Annotated in this window: 21 protein-coding genes; 3 read left to right on the top strand and 18 right to left on the bottom strand. The window is 64.5% G+C overall.

What is annotated here, in order from left to right:
* Positions 1-139 precede the first annotated feature (139 nt).
* The 5 genes from ACP5MM_RS08890 to ACP5MM_RS08870 form a co-directional block, all read right to left on the bottom strand.
* Entirely contained in the window at positions 140-358 is a 219-nt protein-coding gene (locus tag ACP5MM_RS08890) for a DUF2283 domain-containing protein (protein WP_427933415.1), read from the bottom strand.
* Between the two features lie 279 nt (positions 359-637).
* On the bottom strand, positions 638-901 hold the full coding sequence (locus ACP5MM_RS08885) for an HU family DNA-binding protein (protein WP_427934436.1): 264 nt from the start codon (positions 899-901) through the stop codon (positions 638-640).
* 1 nt (position 902) lies between these two features.
* On the bottom strand, positions 903-1181 hold the full coding sequence (locus ACP5MM_RS08880; protein WP_427934435.1) for a hypothetical protein: 279 nt from the start codon (positions 1179-1181) through the stop codon (positions 903-905).
* Between the two features lie 184 nt (positions 1182-1365).
* Positions 1366-2355 (bottom strand): site-specific integrase, encoded by a 990-nt coding sequence (locus ACP5MM_RS08875; protein WP_427934434.1) that lies wholly within the window; start codon positions 2353-2355, stop codon positions 1366-1368.
* A gap of 125 nt (positions 2356-2480) precedes the next feature.
* The gene (locus ACP5MM_RS08870; protein ID WP_123102134.1) at positions 2481-3083 is read right to left on the bottom strand and encodes a peroxiredoxin; all 603 of its coding nucleotides are present in this window, start codon (positions 3081-3083) and stop codon (positions 2481-2483) included.
* A 198-nt stretch (positions 3084-3281) separates the two neighbouring features.
* On the opposite strand from ACP5MM_RS08870, the gene fdxA reads away from it, so the two are divergent.
* Positions 3282-3605, top strand: coding sequence for a ferredoxin FdxA (gene fdxA, locus ACP5MM_RS08865; protein ID WP_123102132.1), 324 nt, complete (start codon positions 3282-3284; stop codon positions 3603-3605).
* The gene (locus ACP5MM_RS08860; protein ID WP_427934433.1) at positions 3602-5311 is read left to right on the top strand and encodes an ABC transporter ATP-binding protein; all 1710 of its coding nucleotides are present in this window, start codon (positions 3602-3604) and stop codon (positions 5309-5311) included. The genes fdxA and ACP5MM_RS08860 overlap by 4 nt, the downstream gene beginning before the upstream one ends.
* Before the next feature lie 183 nt (positions 5312-5494).
* Here the strand turns inward: ACP5MM_RS08860 and ACP5MM_RS08855 are convergent, their stop codons facing one another.
* From ACP5MM_RS08855 to ACP5MM_RS08795, 13 genes are all read right to left on the bottom strand, one after another.
* Complete coding sequence (locus ACP5MM_RS08855; RefSeq protein WP_427933045.1) at positions 5495-7513, bottom strand: transglutaminaseTgpA domain-containing protein; 2019 nt, start codon at positions 7511-7513, stop codon at positions 5495-5497.
* A gap of 23 nt (positions 7514-7536) precedes the next feature.
* Positions 7537-8496, bottom strand: coding sequence for a hypothetical protein (locus ACP5MM_RS08850; RefSeq protein ID WP_427934431.1), 960 nt, complete (start codon positions 8494-8496; stop codon positions 7537-7539).
* Entirely contained in the window at positions 8493-9407 is a 915-nt protein-coding gene (locus ACP5MM_RS08845) for an AAA family ATPase (RefSeq protein ID WP_427933041.1), read from the bottom strand. The genes ACP5MM_RS08850 and ACP5MM_RS08845 overlap by 4 nt, the downstream gene beginning before the upstream one ends.
* Positions 9404-10861, bottom strand: a complete 1458-nt coding sequence (gene gcvPB / locus ACP5MM_RS08840) for an aminomethyl-transferring glycine dehydrogenase subunit GcvPB (protein ID WP_427933039.1) — start codon at positions 10859-10861, stop codon at positions 9404-9406. The genes ACP5MM_RS08845 and gcvPB overlap by 4 nt, the downstream gene beginning before the upstream one ends.
* A complete protein-coding gene (gene gcvPA / locus ACP5MM_RS08835) occupies positions 10858-12207 on the bottom strand; it encodes an aminomethyl-transferring glycine dehydrogenase subunit GcvPA (protein ID WP_427933037.1) in 1350 nt (449 codons plus the stop codon). The genes gcvPB and gcvPA overlap by 4 nt, the downstream gene beginning before the upstream one ends.
* Positions 12208-12591, bottom strand: a complete 384-nt coding sequence (gene gcvH, locus ACP5MM_RS08830) for a glycine cleavage system protein GcvH (protein ID WP_427933035.1) — start codon at positions 12589-12591, stop codon at positions 12208-12210.
* Positions 12588-13736 (bottom strand): glycine cleavage system aminomethyltransferase GcvT, encoded by a 1149-nt coding sequence (gcvT, locus tag ACP5MM_RS08825; RefSeq protein WP_427933033.1) that lies wholly within the window; start codon positions 13734-13736, stop codon positions 12588-12590. The genes gcvH and gcvT overlap by 4 nt, the downstream gene beginning before the upstream one ends.
* A complete protein-coding gene (locus ACP5MM_RS08820; protein WP_427933031.1) occupies positions 13733-14074 on the bottom strand; it encodes a roadblock/LC7 domain-containing protein in 342 nt (113 codons plus the stop codon). Before ACP5MM_RS08820 ends, gcvT begins: the two co-directional genes overlap by 4 nt.
* A 59-nt stretch (positions 14075-14133) precedes the next feature.
* Positions 14134-15354 (bottom strand): glycosyltransferase, encoded by a 1221-nt coding sequence (locus tag ACP5MM_RS08815; protein WP_427934430.1) that lies wholly within the window; start codon positions 15352-15354, stop codon positions 14134-14136.
* Positions 15355-15430: 76 nt separating this feature from the next.
* Positions 15431-16132, bottom strand: coding sequence for a HugZ family protein (locus ACP5MM_RS08810; protein WP_427933027.1), 702 nt, complete (start codon positions 16130-16132; stop codon positions 15431-15433).
* Between the two features lie 2 nt (positions 16133-16134).
* Positions 16135-16620: a YajQ family cyclic di-GMP-binding protein gene (locus tag ACP5MM_RS08805; protein ID WP_427933026.1), complete on the bottom strand. Its 486-nt coding sequence runs from the start codon at positions 16618-16620 to the stop codon at positions 16135-16137.
* 6 nt (positions 16621-16626) lie between these two features.
* Positions 16627-17130, bottom strand: a complete 504-nt coding sequence (locus ACP5MM_RS08800; RefSeq protein ID WP_427933024.1) for a molybdenum cofactor biosynthesis protein MoaE — start codon at positions 17128-17130, stop codon at positions 16627-16629.
* Between the two features lies 1 nt (position 17131).
* On the bottom strand, positions 17132-17371 hold the full coding sequence (locus ACP5MM_RS08795; RefSeq protein ID WP_427933022.1) for a MoaD/ThiS family protein: 240 nt from the start codon (positions 17369-17371) through the stop codon (positions 17132-17134).
* Positions 17372-17540: 169 nt separating this feature from the next.
* Between ACP5MM_RS08795 and ACP5MM_RS08790 the strand changes: the two genes are divergently transcribed.
* Positions 17541-17777: a YdcH family protein gene (locus ACP5MM_RS08790; protein WP_427933020.1), complete on the top strand. Its 237-nt coding sequence runs from the start codon at positions 17541-17543 to the stop codon at positions 17775-17777.
* The last annotated feature ends 276 nt before the right edge of the window (positions 17778-18053 follow it).

The raw sequence follows: 18053 nt of genomic DNA, 5'->3' as shown, positions 1-18053 counted from the left end.
AGCATCTGCAAGATCTTGTGTCCGGTGATGGCCGCTACCTGTATGGGGTCAGACCCTTCTCGAAGAAGCGGCTGGTAACCTCGGCGGTAAGGCCTACAGTGCCCAATACATGGCAGGTTCGTTTTGTGACGGTCATGTATTACCTTGCCGCGACCCGGCGTTCACCACCGATCTGTTCAAACGAAAAGTGTGGCACATCGGCGCGGGCGCTGGCGTGCTCGATGGTGAGGGCGCAAACCTCTCCATGTTCGTCCATGTCGATCAAGGTGTTTTTGTCAAAGTCTCTGGTTTCGACCACGTTGCACGCGCGTAGCTCGATGTATAGTGTGTCAGTGTCCTGAAAATACTGGATTTTCATGGCTGGAACCCCCTATCGAAAAAAGCGTTGTGCACGGTTTCCCCATCTTCTAGCAAGATTACCCGGAGAACCTTGCCACCTGCCTCTGGTATGGCCTTGTATCGGCGTATGCGACCATCCTCTTGTATGGTTTCGCGGTCGGGAGATTCGATAGCCCGTCGTATCCATTCCATATCAATGCCCGCCCTATCTGGGCGCAGTCGCATTGCCTGAAAATATTGGGTAGCCTTCATCCTAACATCTTCGCCAAGTCCTCCGCCCTGAGATGAGTATAGCGTTTCAGCATCTGCAAGGTCTTGTGGCCGGTGATGGCCGCCACCTGTTGGGGTCAGACCCTTCTCGAAGAGTAAGCGTTCGCCCAGGCCGTGCCCGTTTCTCGTGCAGGGTGAAGTTCCCGAAGCCGGACAACTTCACGTTCTCACCGGCGGCCAGCGTCATGCGGATGGTGTCGAACATTGCATTGACCACCGCCGCGCAATCTTTGGCAATCAGCCCCACGGCGTCCAGTAGATGCCGGGTTAAATCCTGTTTTATGACGGTCATATCAGACCGCCAAGCGGTGAACGGCGACAGCGGCATCATGAGAAAGCGTTATGGGGAGGAAGAGAGCCGCCAGGAACAGGTAATCTTCACCAGATTCATCAATGACGCGAATCATGCCCAACTTTTTGGCTTCCGGGTCCGGTATTCCCTCATAAACCTTGCGGGGTTCAAGGGAGACCTCATAATCGGCATTGGAGACACATAGCCAGAATGTCGGATCACTCATCGTGGACGGGGTGCTTGATCTTGTATTCAACTTTTCCGACGCCGTGTGCTTCATAGCAATGAACCTCCGCGTAGATAATCCCACCGCCAGGGAGCCGCACATGCGCGAGTCCCTTTTTCTTTTTCCCGCGACCCTCACCGGGGACCCTTCTAAGCCTAAGCAGTTCACGGATGCCGGGCCCTTCAGCAATCGTCTCGATATGGGTAACCTTCCCAATAATATCCTCTGACTTCACCGGTTACCCCATCCTCTTCGCCAGATCCTCCGCCCTGAGATGAGTGTACCGCTTCAACATTTGCAATGTCTTGTGGCCGGTGATGGTGGAGACTTCCATGGGGTTGAAGCCTTTCTCGAACAGCCGACTGGTGGCCTCATGGCGGAGGTCGTGGAAATGCAGATCCTCGATGCCGGCCTTCCTTCTACCTTTGATGAACATCTGACCCATGGATTCGCTGCCGGCGATGGCCCAGACCCGCCCGTCGATCCTGCGCGGCAATGCTTCCAGTATCGACACGGCGACGGTGGACAGAGGCACGCGGCGGGACACGCCGGTTTTCGTCTCCGGGATCGTCAGCACGCGCGTTTTGAGATCGACATGCTCCCAGCGCATCGCCGCGATCTCGCCTCGCCGCATGGCCGTCTCCAAGGCGAACCGGACGATTGCTCTCATCGATGGCGGCAGGGCACCCAGCAATGCCTGCTCCTCTCCAAGGCGCAGCCGTCTATCTCGACCCTGGGGGAGCCTGGGCTTGCGCACATTTACCGTGGGCACGCCACCAGGGATGGCGATGCCCCATTCCATGATGGCGGCACGATACACCCGTGACAGCAAATTAATCTCGTGGGAAACGGATTGAGGGCCAACCGCCTTCAGCCGTTTATCCCGGTACTGCGCGATCGTCGATGACGTGATGGCCGCCAGGGTCATGTTGCCCAGGCCAGATTTCAAGTGAGCCATGCGGGCCAGCTCGGGACCAATGCTCTTTTTGCTCGGCAGGATCTCTCGGGCATACCGATCAAGCGCGTCTGACAACGTGGTGCTTTCCGCTTCAGCGCGCGAGACGAAGATCCCACGATCCATTTCATTTTCGACCGACCGCGCCCACACCTGGGCGTCACTTTTCAGCCGGAAGGTGCGCGTCTGCACCAGATACCCTTTTTTCCTGACCCGTACTTGCCAGCCGATGACGATGCCGTCTTGATCCTCTCGTGACGTTATCGATGCCATTTCATGCACCCTCCTTCGTCGCTCTCAGCGACTCTCAGTGGAGCAAATTTGGCGCATAAATGCAATAGGCCCACGGATATTAAACCGTGAGCCTTGTTTTTATTGATTTTTTACAGCGCGATAGACTACAATTCCTTGGCGTGGTGGGCCAGGAAGTCGGCGACGCCCTCCGGGGTGGCCTTCATGGCCGCCTTACCCTTTTCCCACTGAGCGGGGCAGACGTCGCCATGCTCCTCGAAGAACTGCAGCGCGTCCACCATGCGGATCATTTCGTCGATGTTGCGCCCCAGCGGCAGGTCATTGACCACCTGATGGCGGACAATGCCCTGGCGATCGATCAGGAACGAACCGCGCAGGGCCACGGCGTCATCCATCAGCACATCGTAGTTGCGGGCGATGCTCTTGGAGAGATCCGCCACCATGGGCATCTTCACCTGGCCGATGCCGCCCTTTGCCTCCGGGGTATTCTTCCAGGCCAGATGGGAATAGTGGGAATCGACGCTGCACGCCACGACTTCGCAGTTGCGGGACTGGAATTCCGGCAGGCGATGGTTGAAGGCGAGGATTTCCGAAGGGCAGACGAAGGTGAAGTCCAGGGGGTAGAAGAACAGCACCCCATATTTGCCCTTGATGTGGTGGGAAAACTGGAACTTCTCATTGATGCTGTTGTCGGGCATGACGGCAGCGGCGACGAAGTCTGGAGCGGATTTTCCTACGAGTACGGCCATGGTATTTTCTCCTTATTGCAGGACAGGATAAAGTCTAATTTTTCATTCTAGCAGAACAATGGGCGGAGCACACGGGGCCGCAGGCGGTACGGCAACAGTGTGCAGGCGCCGGCGGTTGGGCTAGAATACGCTGCCGGAGCCGCTGCCGCACCTTCCGGGTCGCAGCTTATTTTCAATGAACTCAAGGAGTTTTACCACATGACCTACGTGGTGACTGAAGCCTGCATCAAGTGCAAATATACCGATTGTGTAGATGTCTGCCCGGTGGACTGTTTCCGCGAGGGACCCAATTTCCTGGTCATTGACCCCGATGAATGTATCGACTGCACCCTCTGCGAGCCGGAATGCCCGGTGGGCGCCATTTTCCGGGATGACGATCTGCCCGAAGGACAGGAAGAATTCCAGGAAATCAACGCGCGCCTGGCGCGGGTCTGGCCGCCCATCATCCAGAAAAAACCAGCCCCAAGCGATGCCGATGCCTGGGCCGAGGTGAAGGACAAGCGGGGATTGCTGGAAGAGTGAGCGCCTCCGCTTCGGCAGAGCCCCCCGTAGCCATCCTCCGCTCTCCCACCTTCCGGCGTCTCCTCGCCACCCTCCGGCCCTATCGTGGCCGCATCGCCCTGGCCATGCTGCTCATGGCCCTGTCCGGCGCGGCGGCGGCGGCGGGCGCCTATATGATCAAGCCGGTGCTCGATCGCATCTTCATCGAACGCAATGCCGACATGCTGCTCTGGCTCCCCCTGGGCGTAGTGCTGATCTATGCCGTCAAAGGCAGCGCCGATTATCTGCAAGGCGTCGTGCTGGCGGGGGTGGAGGAAGGGGTCTTGCGCGGTCTGCGCGAAAAACTCTATCAGCAAACCTTGCGCCTGCCCCTGATACGCCTCCTCGGCAGTGGCCATGGCGGGGTCCTGTCGCGCATGAGCCTGGACCTCACCCTGCTCCAGCAGGGCCTGTCGGTGCTGGCCCATTTCTTTTTATCGAGCTTTACCATCATCGCCCTCATGGGTGTCGTGCTCTATCAGAGCTGGCAACTGGCCCTGCTGAGTTTCATCACCCTGCCCCTGGCCTTCTATCCCCTCATCCGTTTTGGCCAGAAACTGCGCCGGCGCGGGGAAAACCAGCAGGAACAAATGGGCGAGATCCTCGACCAGTTCTCCCAAAGCCTCACCGGTATCGAGGTCATCAAGACCCACGGTAGCGAGGCCTACGAACAACAGCGCTTCGCCCTGCAGGCCCAGCGCTACTTCCTGCTCATGATGCGGATCTGGCGCATCCAAAAGGCCACGGTACCCATCATGGAGCTCATTGGCGCCCTGGGGGTGGCCGTGATCATCTATCTCGGCGGCAGCCAGGTGGTAGCCGGGGAGATGAGTACGGGCGCCTTTTTCAGTTTCCTCACCGCCTTGATCATGCTCTACGAGCCACTGCGCCAGCTCTCCTCGGCCAACAATCAGCTCCAGCAGGGGCTCTCCGCCGCCGATCGCCTCTTTGCCTGGATCGATCAACCCACAGAAGATCTGCAGATCCCGGCCTCCGCCATTCCCTGGGGTGACTGGCAATGCCGCGGCCTCAGCCTGCGCCTGGGGGACGAGACGATACTCGAAGACGTGGACATCGACTTTCCCCGAGGATCCACCACCGCCATCGTCGGTCCCAGTGGCGGCGGCAAGACCAGCCTGGTTCGCGTCGTGCTGGGCCTCATTCCCCCCAGTACGGGCCATATCCGGATCGCCGGGCAGCCCATGGACGATTTGCCCCTGGCTGCTTATCGCCGCTACTTCGCCTTCGTCGGCCAGGATCCGGTTCTGTTCAGCGGATCGGCATTGAGCAATATCGCCTACGCCGACCCCATGCCCGACCGCCAGCGCGCCGAGACCGCCGCCAGACAGGCCCATGCCTGGGAATATCTGGCGGTGATGGGGGGCCTGGACACGGTCATCGCCGGCGACGGCGCCAATCTCTCCGGCGGCCAGCGCCAGCGCCTGGCCATCGCCCGCGCACTTTACCTCAACCGCCCGGTGCTCGTCCTCGATGAAGCCACCAGCAATCTCGACGCCGACAGTGAAGAACGCATCGCCGCGACCCTTCGTGCCCTGCACGGCCAAAAAACCATCATCATCGTCGCCCACCGCCCGCGCACGGCAGAACTGGCCGACCGCGTGATCCGCATGGAACGGGGTCGGGCCAGCACCCTCGAACAGCCAGCGGCCGCAGTCATCCACAGTTAAGGCCGGCCGTTGGCGGAGGGGTTTTGCCGCGACTTCGGCCCGCGCCGTCGTTGTTCTAGGCGAAATCCCGCGCCCGGCAGGCGAACTGTCTGAGCCCGCAGGGCGAGTTTTCAACCGCCAGCGGGATGAGCCGTAGAACAACAGGCAAGGACCGCCGGAGCAAAAAACCCCTCCGCCAACGGCCTAGGTCAAAGGATGACGCAATTGCCGCTGCGATGCCCGCACGGTCAGGGTGAGTTGATGATCCCGGCGGGCTGTGGGCGCGGGGCCATAGCGTTGTTCCCGATAGAGATCCCGCAGCTTTTCCAGGGTATCCGTCGGCAGCGCCAGCGTTGACCAAAAGGCCGGTTCGGCACCCGGCTGCCCGTTGCCCAGGCCCAAGGGGCGCAGGTGCCGTTGCGCCCGCCGCCGCCAGTAGGCGGGATGGCGGCGGCGGTAATGCTGTACGATCCCCAGGAAGACCAAGATGAGGGCAGCCATGCCCGGAAGCGCGGACCGGAACGACAAGGTGCTCGACCATCCTTTCCATTGCTCTTCCCAGGCATGCAGGGAGGGGGCATGCCAGCGGGTCAGGCTGGCCAACTGCGCCCCGGCCTGCTGCCAGACTGCCCGCTGTTTCGCCGGGGTGAGGTCAATGACCATATTGATCCACTGCCACTGCAGCCAATCCCACCACTGCTGCCCGGCCGGAACGACGTCGCGCGCCGTGTCGCTGGCGGTCCCTGCCGGGCCGGCGGATGCCGCGGCGGGAGTGGCGTCGAGGCCCACCCAGCCGTGTCCGGGAAACCAGGCCTGCACCCAGGCATGGGCCATGCTTTGGCGGATGATCCAGTAATGCCCCACCGGGTTGTATTCACCGCCATGATACCCCGTCACCACCCGGGCCGGGATACCATCCAGACGTAGCAGCAGGGCCAAGCCACCGGCATAAAACTCGCAGAATCCGGTATGGGTGCGCAAGAGAAAGTCTCCCATGGACTGCCCATCGGGATAGCCGGGCGGTGACTGCAGGCTATAGCGGAAATCGGGTCCGTGGAACCAGGCCATGATCCGCTGGACCACGGCGGCGTTGTCGGACCCGCCCGCCGTGAAGCTGCGGGCCAAGGCACGAATGGCCGGATCGGTGTCGGCCGGTACCTGCAGGGCGGCGGCGCGCTCGGCGGCCGACAGGGGTTGTGGTGGCGCAGGAGCGGACCAGACCGTGTAACGCAGGGGCAGATCCGGGGCATGGTCCAGGCGCAGCACCCCGTCGGCTTCCTGGTGCCACGGCTGGCCCAATTCCACCCGCCGAGGAACGGGGAGGGCAAAGAGGTAATCGCCGTTGCCGGGAGACAGGACGATCTCTTGGCGAAACGCCGCCGTTGCCCCCGAAGTGGCCAAGGCCGGCGCAAGACCATGCGCCATTTGCGGCGGATCCGGCAGCCAGTGCCGACCATCATCCCGCCAGAGAATGGCGCCGATCCAATAAAGAGAAGGGGCAGCGCTGGGCGGCGGAGTGATCTGCGCGCGAAAGGCAATGGCCGAATCGCTGGCCAGTTGGCTGATGCTGTCGGGCGCCAGCTCCGGACTGAAGCCCGAGCGAGCATGCTGTGCCGGCGGCGCCCAGGCCCACAGCGGGGTGGGCGTGCGCGGCAGGATCAGGAAGAACAATGCTGCCAAGGGGAGAAGGAGCAGGACGAAGCCCAGCGTAAAGCCGGCAATGCGGACGAAATCCCGCCACTGGAAGAGATTCCCGGCCAAGCCCTGGTTGACATCCGCCAGGGGCTGCCACATGAGGCCCAGCAGGGCAAAGTAGAGGGTGGACAGGAGCAGAAAGGCAAAAATCAGGTCCACCCGCAACCACGCGGCGATACCCAGGCCCAGCAGGGTCAGCGCCGCCACCTGATAAAAATCGCGCTGGCCGCGCAGCTCCAGGGCCTTGACGGCCAACAGCCAGACCACCATCTGCGTGAACATGGGTAGCCAGTTCCCCCAGCCCTCGCCGATGACGGCGGCAATCACTCCCGCCAGGGCCAGGAAAAACCGCTGCCGGCCCCCAAACCAGGGGAGGCGCCCCCGCAACGCCCCCAGGATGCTGAGCCCGCTGCCCAGGAGCCAGGCGAGCAACGCCCAGACGGCCACTTCCCGCCCCAGGGCGAGGAGCAGCAACCCCCCCATGGCCGCGGCGAGCAGGGGACCGGCCAAACGGATGGGGAGATTCATCCTGGATCCGGCCGTTTTCAGGCTCATGACACCCGGCGGAAGCGCCACCAGGGGGCCGGAGGCGCCGCCGCGGGTGCGTAAACCGGCAACGGCGGTTGCTGGGCCAGGAGGAGAAGGGCCGCCTCATAGGCCACCCGCCCTACCCCCGCCGCGCGACCGCCCGGCATGCGCAGTTGCCATGACTGGCCCGCCGCCACGGCATCGTCGATCCCGCGGCGCAAGGCTTGCAAACGCCGCTCCGGCTCCATCTCCGCCAGGGCCGGTGCCTCCCAGTCGAAAATAATCAGGTGTTCGCCGCCGCGCTCCCGTTCGCGCGCAGGCAGCCGCTGCTCACCCCGGGCACGCAAGGCCCAGTCCACCCGTCGCCACAGCACGGCGCTCAGCCCTTCCCCCGGCAAGCGATCGCGCACCCCGAGGAAATCCCCGCTCCCGCCCGGCTGACCGACCGTTTCCTCCACCCGCCCCTCCTCCTCGAGCTTGGTGCCGGCGGGCGATGCCGCGGGCGCCACCCACGGACCGGTCGCCGTCAGGTCCAGGTCTTGACCGCGCCAGACAAAGGCGAAGGGGAAGGCGGAGCCCACCCGCAGCAACGGCAGCGGCGGGTGCCCGCGCAGGGGCGGTTGCCAAGGCAGGGCAAGCCGCGCCTGGCCGTGCGCAGGCAGATAAGGCAGCAGCGTCTGCCCCTCCGCCAGCCGCAATTCCAGCATCAGCAGAGGCCAGGGCCGATGATTATCCACGGCCACCAGCAGCGTCCCCGGATGCTGCGCCTCCAGGATCTGCCGGGGAACGATGCGAACCTGCACGCCCTTGAGATTGAGCAGGGCCGCCATGCCCGACAGGACCATCAGCGCCAGCATCATGGACACCAGGAGAAAGAGGACATTGTTGCCGCTATTGACGGCGGCAAAGCCCAGGGCCAGGGTGAGGCCGACGAAGACCTTTCCCGGGCGGGAAAGCCGCACCGCGGTGCGGGCTTGCTTCACGGCCCGAAGCCCCAGACTTCCCGCATGAGGAGGGCGGCCAGATCGGAGCCGTCCTGTTGGGCGGCAATGGGCAGCAGGCGGTGGCCGACGACGGCCACGCTGACCGCCTGCAAATCCTCGGGAACCACGAAATCACGCCCCTGCAGATAGGCCCAAGCCTGGACCATGGCCTTGAGGGCGAGCACGCCCCGAGGCGACAAACCCAGGGCGATCCGCGCATCGCTTCGGCTTTGCCGCGCAATGGCCAGTATCATGGCGGTGATTTCGTCGCTGAGAAAGACCTGTCGCACCATCCCTTGCCAGGCCGCCACCAGGGCCGCATCGGCCAGGGGCAGCAGAAGCGCCGGATCGCGATGTTTTCCCGCGAGCAGCTGCAGCTCGGCCTGGGCGCTGGGATAGCCGATGGCCATCCGGATCATGAACCGGTCCAGTTGACTTTCGGGCAGCGGAAAGACGCCGGCATGCTCCTTGGGATTCTGGGTGGCGATGACGAAAAAGGGATGCGGCAAGGGGTGACTGCGCCCATCCACCGAAACCTGCCCCTCGGCCATGGCCTCCAGCAAGGCCGACTGGGTACGCGGCGAGGCGCGATTGATCTCGTCGATGAGGACCACGGCATGGAAAAGGGGACCGGGGTGAAAGGCAAAACCCTTTTGCTCCGGATCGAAGAGGGTGACGCCGATGAGATCGCCCGGCAGCAGGTCCGCCGTCATCTGCACCCGGGTAAAGTCCAGCCCCAATAGCCGGGACAGACCCAGGGCCAGGGTGGTCTTGCCCACCCCCGGCAGGTCTTCCACCAGGACATGCCCCCCGGCCAGCAGCCCCGCCACCACCAGGCGCAGGGCCTTTTCCTTGTCCAGGAGGATCTCGCCCAGGGCGGCCAGCAAGGTCTGAGGCGTAATGCTGCTCATCCTCGGTCGGCCACGTCCAGACGCCGCGCCGCCAGGGCCTCGTCGAGACGCCCCACGGGCAGGTGATGGGGTGCCTCACGAAGCAAGTGCGGCGTTTCCAGGGCCTCCTGGCGGATCCTTTGCATCACTTCCACGAAGCGGTCCAGGGTGGCCTTGCTTTCGGTCTCCGTCGGCTCGATGAGCAGGCATTCCGGCACCAGTTGCGGAAAATAGACGGTGGGGGCATGGATGCCATAATCCAGCAGGCGCTTGGCCACGTCCAGGGCACGGATGCCGTTTTCCCGCTGCAGGTCCGCCACGCTGAGGATGAATTCGTGGCTCGCCCGCCGCTCCGGGAAGGCCGCCTGGAAGCCCACGGCCTGCAAGCGCTTGAGGAGATAGTTGGCATTGAGGGCGGCATAGCGGGATACCCGCTCCACCCCCTCCCGGCCCAGGCGCCGCAGATAGGCATGGGCGCGCAGCAGCACGCCCACATTGCCGGCATGGGCGCTGAGGCGGCCGATGCTGGCGGGCAGATCGCCGGCGTCGAGCCAGCGATAACGGCCCTGTTCATCGCGGGCTACGCGGGGCTGCGGCAGGAAGGGCAGGAGCCGCTCCCGGACGGCCACCGCACCGGCACCCGGACCGCCGCCTCCATGGGGCGTGGCGAGGGTCTTGTGCAGGTTGAGGTGCATGACGTCAAAACCCATGTCACCGGGCCGCACCCGGCCGAGAATGGCATTGAGGTTGGCGCCATCGTAATAGAGCAGCCCCCCGGCCCCATGGACGCGTTCGGCAATCTGCACGATCTGCCGCTCGAAAACGCCCAGCGTCGAGGGATTGGTCAGCATGATGCCCGCCGTATCCGGACCCAGGGCGGCGCCCAGGGCGGCCAGATCCAGATCGCCGTCGTGGCCGGTGGGGATCTCCACCACCGTAAAGCCTGCCATACGGGCACTGGCCGGATTGGTACCGTGGGCCGCCGTGGGAATGAGCATGCGCTTGCGCTGGTGATCGCCGCGAGACTGGTGATAGGCGCGGATCATGGCGACCCCGGCCAGCTCCCCCTGCGCACCCGCCGCCGGAGTCAGGCCCACCGCCGCCATCCCCGTCACGGCGGCCAGCCACTCCTGCAGTTCCCACAAAATGCGCAGCAAACCCTGCATGGCCGGGGCCGGAGTCTGCGGGTGGAGACGCGCGAAACCGGCCAGCATGGCCCCTTCATGGGCAATGCGCGGGTTGTATTTCATGGTGCAGGAGCCCAGCGGATAGAAATGGGTGTCAATGGAAAAATTGCGCTGGGACAGACGGGTATAATGACGCACGACCTCCAGTTCCGACGGATTGGGCCAGTGGAGGGCATCCCCGCGGAGCAATGCCTGGGGAATGTCCGCCAAGGCTTTCGCCTCATCCATCGATCCATGAACCGGGTCCCGCTGGTGGTCGTAGGCAAAAATGAGCGGTGTGGGATTCATGCAGACAGATCCTTCAGGGTCACTAACAGCGCGTCGCGATAATCCAGCAGGTCCTCATCACTGGCAAGTTCCGTCACGCAGACCAGCAAATCTCCGGCCTCGCCCATCCCCCATTCCGCCAGGCAGATACCGGCCAGGATGCCGCGCTCCAGCAGGGCATCGCGTACCGCCCGGGCGGAGCGGGGCAGGCGCAGGACGAATTCATGGAAAAACGGACCGGGGAATGGGAATTGGGTGCCCGGCACTTCCGCCAGCAAGTCCCGCAAGCGGCGCGCCTGAGCATGGCAGGTGACGGCCGTCCGGCGCAGCCCGTCACCGCCCAGGGCCGCCATGTGGATGGTGGCAGCGGTGACCATGAGCCCTTGGTTGGTGCAGATATTGCTGGTCGCCTTGCCGCGGCGGATGTGCTGCTCCCGCGCCTGCAGGGTCAGACAAAAGCCCTCCCGCTCCCGGGCATCGACGGTGCGTGCCACCAGGCGTCCGGGCATCTGCCGAACATGGGCCTTGCGGCAGGTGAGGAAGCCGAAAAAGGGACCGCCCGCGGACAAGGGAATGCCCAGGGGCTGTCCCTCTCCCACCACCAGATCCGCCCCTCCCTGTCCCCAGGCACCGGGCGCCTTGAGGATTGCCAAGGCCAGGGGGTTGACCACGGCAATGGCCAGCATCTGCCGGGCATGGGCCCAGTCGGTGAGGGCATCCACCGCCTCCAGCCCGCCACAGGCATTGATCTGAGGAATGATGAGCGCCGCGCTGTCGCTGTCCCCTTCGGGTAGCCGCATGCGCCCGCTCTGCCGGTCATAGGGCACCCCCAGCAAGGGAATCTCCTGCCAGCCCAGGATGCTGTCCAAAACCTGCCGCCAGGCAGGGAGGAGGTTTTCCGGGACGAGGATGGTCTTGCCTTCCCCTTGCAGACGCAGGGCCATGAGACAGGCCTCGGCCAGGGCGGAGGCGCCGTCGTAGAGGGAGGCATTGGCCACCTCCATCCCCGTCAAGCGGGTCAGAAAGCTCTGGTACTCGTAGAGGATCTGCAAGGTTCCCTGACTCGCCTCGGCCTGATAAGGCGTATAGGCGGTATAAAGTTCGCCCCGCCCGGCAAGCTCCCAGACGATGGCCGGAATATGGTGGGCGTAAGCGCCGCCGCCGGCAAAACAGCGCAACGGGGTATTGGCGGCGGCGCGCTCTTCCATTTCCCGCCGCAGCGCCATTTCCCCAAGCCCATGGGGCAAAGGCAGATCGCGGCTTCCCAGTTGGGCGGGCACCTCGTCGAAAAGGGCATCCAGATCGGCGATGCCGATGGCCGCCTGCATCTGCGCCACCTCATCGGGGCCGTGGGGGATATAGGGCATTCAGGCCTCCGCGATACGGGCGTAGGCCGCGGCGTCCAGCAACCCGTCCCAGGCCGCGGCATCGGCATGGACGACCATGATCCAGCCCCGTCCGTGGGGGTCTTCATTCAGCCATTGGGGGTTCTCGACCAGGGCGTCATTAACCTCCGCCACCGTTCCCGAAATGGGCGCATACAAATCGGCTGCGGCCTTGACCGATTCGAGCACCCCGCAGGGGTTACCCGCCCGGATCTGGCTACCCAGGGCGGGCAACTCCACGAACACCAGGTCGCCCAGAAGTTCCTGGGCATGATCCGTGATGCCTACCCGATAACGCCCTCCGCCGATATTCTCCACCCACTCGTGGGTCTCGGTGTAACGCAGATTGTCCGGAACGGTGCTCATGACGCATTCTCCTCGGATGGTGAAAAATGGGCTCGGCCGGCGCGCCAGAAAGGGGGCTTGACGACCAGGGCGGGCCGCCGCACGCCGCGCACGGAGACCCAGAGCCGGCCACCCACATCGGGGGCGGCGCTCACCCGGGCCAGGGCAATCCCCCGGCGCAGGCTCGGCGAAAAGATGCCGCTGGTGATCTCTCCGCAGGGTTGGCCGTTGGCGTCCTCTACGGTATAGCCGTGACGGGGAATCCCCTCGTCCAGCACCAGGCCCACCAGCGTTCGCCCCACGCCCGCGGCGCGTTGCGCCTCCAGGGCGGCACGACCAAGGAAATCCCGATCCCCGCGCAGGTCCACCGTCCAGCCAAGGTTGCTCTCCCAGGGCGTGACCGCCGGGCTCATGTCCTGGCCATTGAGATTCAACCCCGCTTCCAGGCGCAGGCTGTCCCGAGCCCCCAGACCACAGGGAACGGCGCCGCGATCGCGCAAGCGTTCGGCCAGGATGGGCGCCTGCTCCGCTGCGAGGATCACCTCTACCCCATCCTCGCCGGTATAACCGGTGCGCCCTACGAAGACCCCGCCCAGGGCATGCCCCTCCATGGCCGTGAAGGACGCCAGGGCATTCAGGACCGGCAGATCCAGGGCCTCCGCCACCAGCCCCCGGGCGCGGGGGCCCTGCACCGCCAGCATGGCCAGATCGGAGCGCTCCTGCAGATCCGCCTGCCAGCCGTGAGCGGCAACCAGGTTCCGGAAGTGGGCCGTGTCGGCCCGGGCCGTGCCGGCATTGAGTACCACCCGGTAACGGCCCTCCCCGCGGGCATAGACGATAAGGTCGTCCAGGATGCCGCCCTGGGCATTCAGCAGCGTGCTGTACAAGGCCTTGCCGTCCTGCCCATCAAGCTTGGCCACGTCATTGGCCAGGGCATAGCGGAGCAAGGCGCGCGCATCGGGCCCGCTGATATCCAGCGGCCGCATGTGCGAGACATCAAAAAAACCGGCCCCGTTGCGCACCGCCTCATGTTCCGCCAACTGGGATCCATAGTGGAGCGGCATCTCCCAGCCCGCGAAGGGCACCATGCGTGCGCCATGGGCGCGGTGCCAAGCAGAGAGGGGGGTATGTTGAAGGGCTACGGCCACCCCTTCGTCGGCGCTCATAGGGCCAGCGCTTCCCGGCGCAAACCCTCGATACCCGCCTCGCCCGTCCCGTCCCGCCGCAATACGGCCAACACGGCACCGGAGCCGGTCGGGGCGAAAACCAGGTCCTGGCCATCCAGGTCCACCCGCAGATGGCGCACGGCGCTATTGGCCAGGTTGTTCGACAGCCGGTTCGCCAGGGCGCACATCCCCGAGGCCAGGGCGGCCAGGGTGTCGGCCAAATCCTCTTCCATCCCCACCGTCGCCAGGGGCACTCCCTCGCGGCTGATCAGGGCGGCCGCCCCGATCCCGGGCAGCCGCCCCACCAATGCCTGCAATTGCTTCTCCGCTGCTTCCATCGGTTATGCTCCTATGCCGATACCGCCCTTTATCCCCCTACTGCCCATTTTCCCCCGCGTTACGGCATCCTCTCGCCATGCACAGAGGCCGGATGCTCCCGCGCCAGACAGTCCATAAAACCACCCACGAGGCGGCCTTCGTCAAAGGCGGCCTCCTGCAGTTGACGTCTGCCCTCCTCACCCAGGCGCCGCCGCAACTCCGGCTCCCGCGCCAGGCGGATCAACAGGCCTGCCAGGGCAACGGCATCGCCCTCGGGAAAGAGGAACCCATTGCGTCCGTCCTGGATCACTTCGCGAATGCCGCCGCTGCCACTGCCCAGCACGGGCACCCCGGCGGCCAATCCTTCCACCAGCGCCAGACCGAGCCCCTCGCGCCGCGAGGGCAGGACATTGACATCCATCAGCCCATAATAGGCCGAGATATCATTCTGAAAGCCGGGGAAAATCAGCCAGTCGGGACGCGCGCCGTGGACCTGGGCCATGGCACGCAGGGCCTCGTGGTCTTCCGGATTGGGCGGACCCAGAAGCAGGACGCGATAGGGAAAATCCAGCCGCGACAGGGCCGCGAAAAGTACATCAAAGCCCTTGGGGTGCGCCACCCCGGGATGCCATCCCGGCCAGCGATCGAAACGGGCCACCATGCCGATGCAAAAAGGTGCTGGCGGGACATCGAGGCCGAGACGGGCCCGCAGCGCGCTGCTGGCCCGGGGCCCTGCCGCAAAGAAAGACGAGAGATCGCGGCCCGCATAGAGGCGGGTGACCCGCCGGGCGGGATAGCCGCTGGCGATGAGACTCTCGGCGATCACCTCGCTGGCGGCCAGTTGATGCGCCACCCAGAGCCGCTGCCAGGGCGCCCAGGGCAGGGCTGGGGGACGCATGATGCAATGACGCATGAACCACAAGGGGGCTTGCAGACCGCCCATGGCCTTGGCCGCCAGGGTCAGGTGCCGGGCCGGAGAATCATGGGTGAGCACCAGATCGGCCCCCTGCGCCGCCCGGCGCAGGGCCCCCAGCGTCGCTGCGCTGAAGGGGGAAAATGACTGGGCAATAGTGACCGCCCGCCCGCGCAGGCGTTCCCCCTGATGGCGCACGAAACCCGCAGGCACGAAGAACGCCACCGTAAAACCCCGCTCGTGCAGGCCATCGGCCAAGGCCAGGGCAACCTGATCCGCCCCGCCTCGGCCGTCGCCGCCCAGAACCTGCAGCAGCCGAAGCCGCCCGTTGCCGACCCGCAGCGCCGGCCCGGCCGAAGGGCGAGGTGCGGGCATCAAGGGCAGCATGATCCGCTCCCCGGGGCGGTGCCCCAGACCCCCGGTGCCATGCTCGGCCCCTGCGATGCCCGGGGCGTGGCAGCCGTCATGCGCCGCCCTTCTCCCGTGCCATGGCCACCAGCAGCTCGCGCAGGGCCTGCACGTCTTGCGCCGGCGCCGGGAAATCCAGCCGCAAGCGCTGGCCGGCGCAGTCCAGATCCATCCCTTCCGGATCGCAGGCCAGCATTTCCGCCGTCATTTCCCCCGACAAGCCGCCAAGACGGCGACAATAGGCCGCTACGGCCTCGCGATGATCCGCATTCATGTGCGCCACCGCCCCCGCCTCGGCAGCGGCGAGATCCCCCTGGGCGGGAAAGGCATAGGCATCGCCAGCCACCCAGCCCACTTCGCCGAAACCCGCGATCAGGCGCACCCGCTCTACCTGCAGGGTATAAAAATGAAAACCGGGCAAGGCGAGATAGCGGGCAGCACCGGGCAGGAGGCGCAGCAGCCGCGCGCGCAGGGCGTCGTCCGGTTCCGCCGCCACGACCCGCCCCAGGAGGGTCATCCGCGCCGCCGCCAGGAGATCCTGCCCCGGCTGCCAGACCAGCAGCGAGGCGCGCGGATCGGCAAGCAGATGCCGCGTGTGTTCGGCCAGGTGCGAAAGGAGAAACCAGGGCCTGCCCTGGTGGTCACAGGCATAATGCAGCGCCGATGCGAAGGGCATGCCCTCCCCATCCAGGGTCGCCAGGGCACCCTGATAATGGGAACGCAGCAAGTGCCGAGCCCGCCGGGCAGCGTCTTTCATGGTCAATCCCGAAAATTGGTGAACTGCAGGGGCAGACCGAAATCTTGCCCGCGCAGGGCGGCAATGACCGTCTGCAACTCGTCCCGGCTCTTGCCCGACACCCGCAGTTGATCCCCCTGGATGCTGGCTTGGACCTTGTGTTTGGCATCCTTGAGAAACTTGACCATGCGTTTGGCCGTTTCCGCGTCCAGCCCTACCTTGAGTTGGCAAATCTGCCGCTCCATGCCCCCGGCGGCCGCCTCCACCTTGCCCAATTCCAGCGCCTTGAGGTCGATGCCGCGTTTGACCAGCCGCGCCGTGAGCAAATCCAGCATCTGCCCGAGCTTGTACTCGTCCTCGGCGAGAATGGTGATCTTGCCCTCCTCCCGTTTCATGGTCGCCTTGGAGCCCTTGAAATCGTAGCGGGTGGTGATCTCCTTCACCGCCGCATGCAGGGCGTTGTCCACTTCCTGGAAGTTCAACTCGGAAACCACATCAAAGCTCGGCATTTTCGCTCACTTGTGCATGGATGAATGCTGATGGCCGGCGGCCGGCGCGACTCCGTGGCTATGGCCCTCGCGCGTCCCCGCCCGGCAGCCCGGGCAATCCGTGACCCAGCGCGTGCCGGTAGGCGTGATCTCCCGCTTCCAGAAGGGCGCGCTGGTTTTCAACACGTCGATGAGGAAACGGCAGGCATCAAAGGCCGGCGCCCGGTGTCGCGCCCACACCGTCACCTGGACGATGCGCTCGTTGGGCGCCAAACGGCCAAAACGGTGGATGACCAGACTGTCGAGGATATCGTAGCGAACCCTGGCCTCCGCGCTGATGCGCTCCAGTTCCCGCTCGGTCATGCCCGGATAATGCTCGATCTCCATGGCCAGGATATCCGCCGCATCGCTGTAATCGCGCACCGTCCCCACAAAACTCACCAGACCACCCGCGCCGCGGATGCCCTCCTGGGGAAAGGCGTTGATCTCCGCCTGGGAGTCAAAATCCGCCGCCTGCACCTTGACCAGCATCTCAGCCCCCCGTCACCGGTGGAAAAAAGGCCACCTCGTCACCATCGCTGACCGGCGCCGTCATGGCCACATGGGCCATGTTCACCGCGGCGAGGAGGTGCTGACCCGCCAAGGGCACCCCTGTCTGCGCCTCCACCGCCCGCAGGACATCGGCCACGCAGCCCCCCCGCGGCAACGGCAGGCACAACTGCGCGCAACCCAGTTGCTCGCGGATACTGGCGAAAAACTTGACCTCGATCATAACGCCCCGATCATCCTCTGCCTATTTGCCATTGTTCATGGTAACGCCCGCTCCCACTTCCTTCAACCGCAAGGACGCTTGCCCAGCCAATGGGCACAATGCTAATTTGCAGTCCGTAGGCAAGCACCCTGGGCCTGATCCCGGGCCCGGCAACCGGAAGGAGCGCAACATGCAAACGGAACACCAGGACCTGAAAAAGGAATTCCCCCAACTCGCGGCTCGCATGGACGTCCTGCAGCAAAGCAATGCGCACTTTGCCAAGGCCTTTGACGAGTTCAACGCCCTCACCGCGGAAATCGAACATATCGAGCGCAACGATGCTACCGCTGGCGAGAGCGTGCTGGAAGAAATGAAAAAACGCCGCCTCGCCCTCAAGGACGAGCTCTATCGGATGGCATCGGCCTGAGCCAAAAGACGGCAAACCGTCGCGATGGAACAGTGCAGCAAACCCGCCCCGCCGCTTGCGGAGCGGAAAAGGGGCGCCGGCCCGGTGAATGATTCCGGTGCCCTCCAGCAACACACCCCCATGATGCAGCAGTACCAAAGTAAATGATTACATCTATTTGTTTTTATTACTTATTTTATGATCCCCCATCTAAAATAAACCAGCCATGGGCGTTGGGTAACCTATTGAAAAAACACGCCGTCAACGGCGCGTTTTAGACATCCGTTCAGCAGAATC

Source organism: Acidithiobacillus sp., from assembly GCF_049965315.1.
Lineage (GTDB): Bacteria > Pseudomonadota > Gammaproteobacteria > Acidithiobacillales > Acidithiobacillaceae > Acidithiobacillus_B.
The sequence above is the reverse complement of the archived record's forward strand: the minus strand, read 5'-3'. Positions and strand labels throughout refer to the sequence as shown.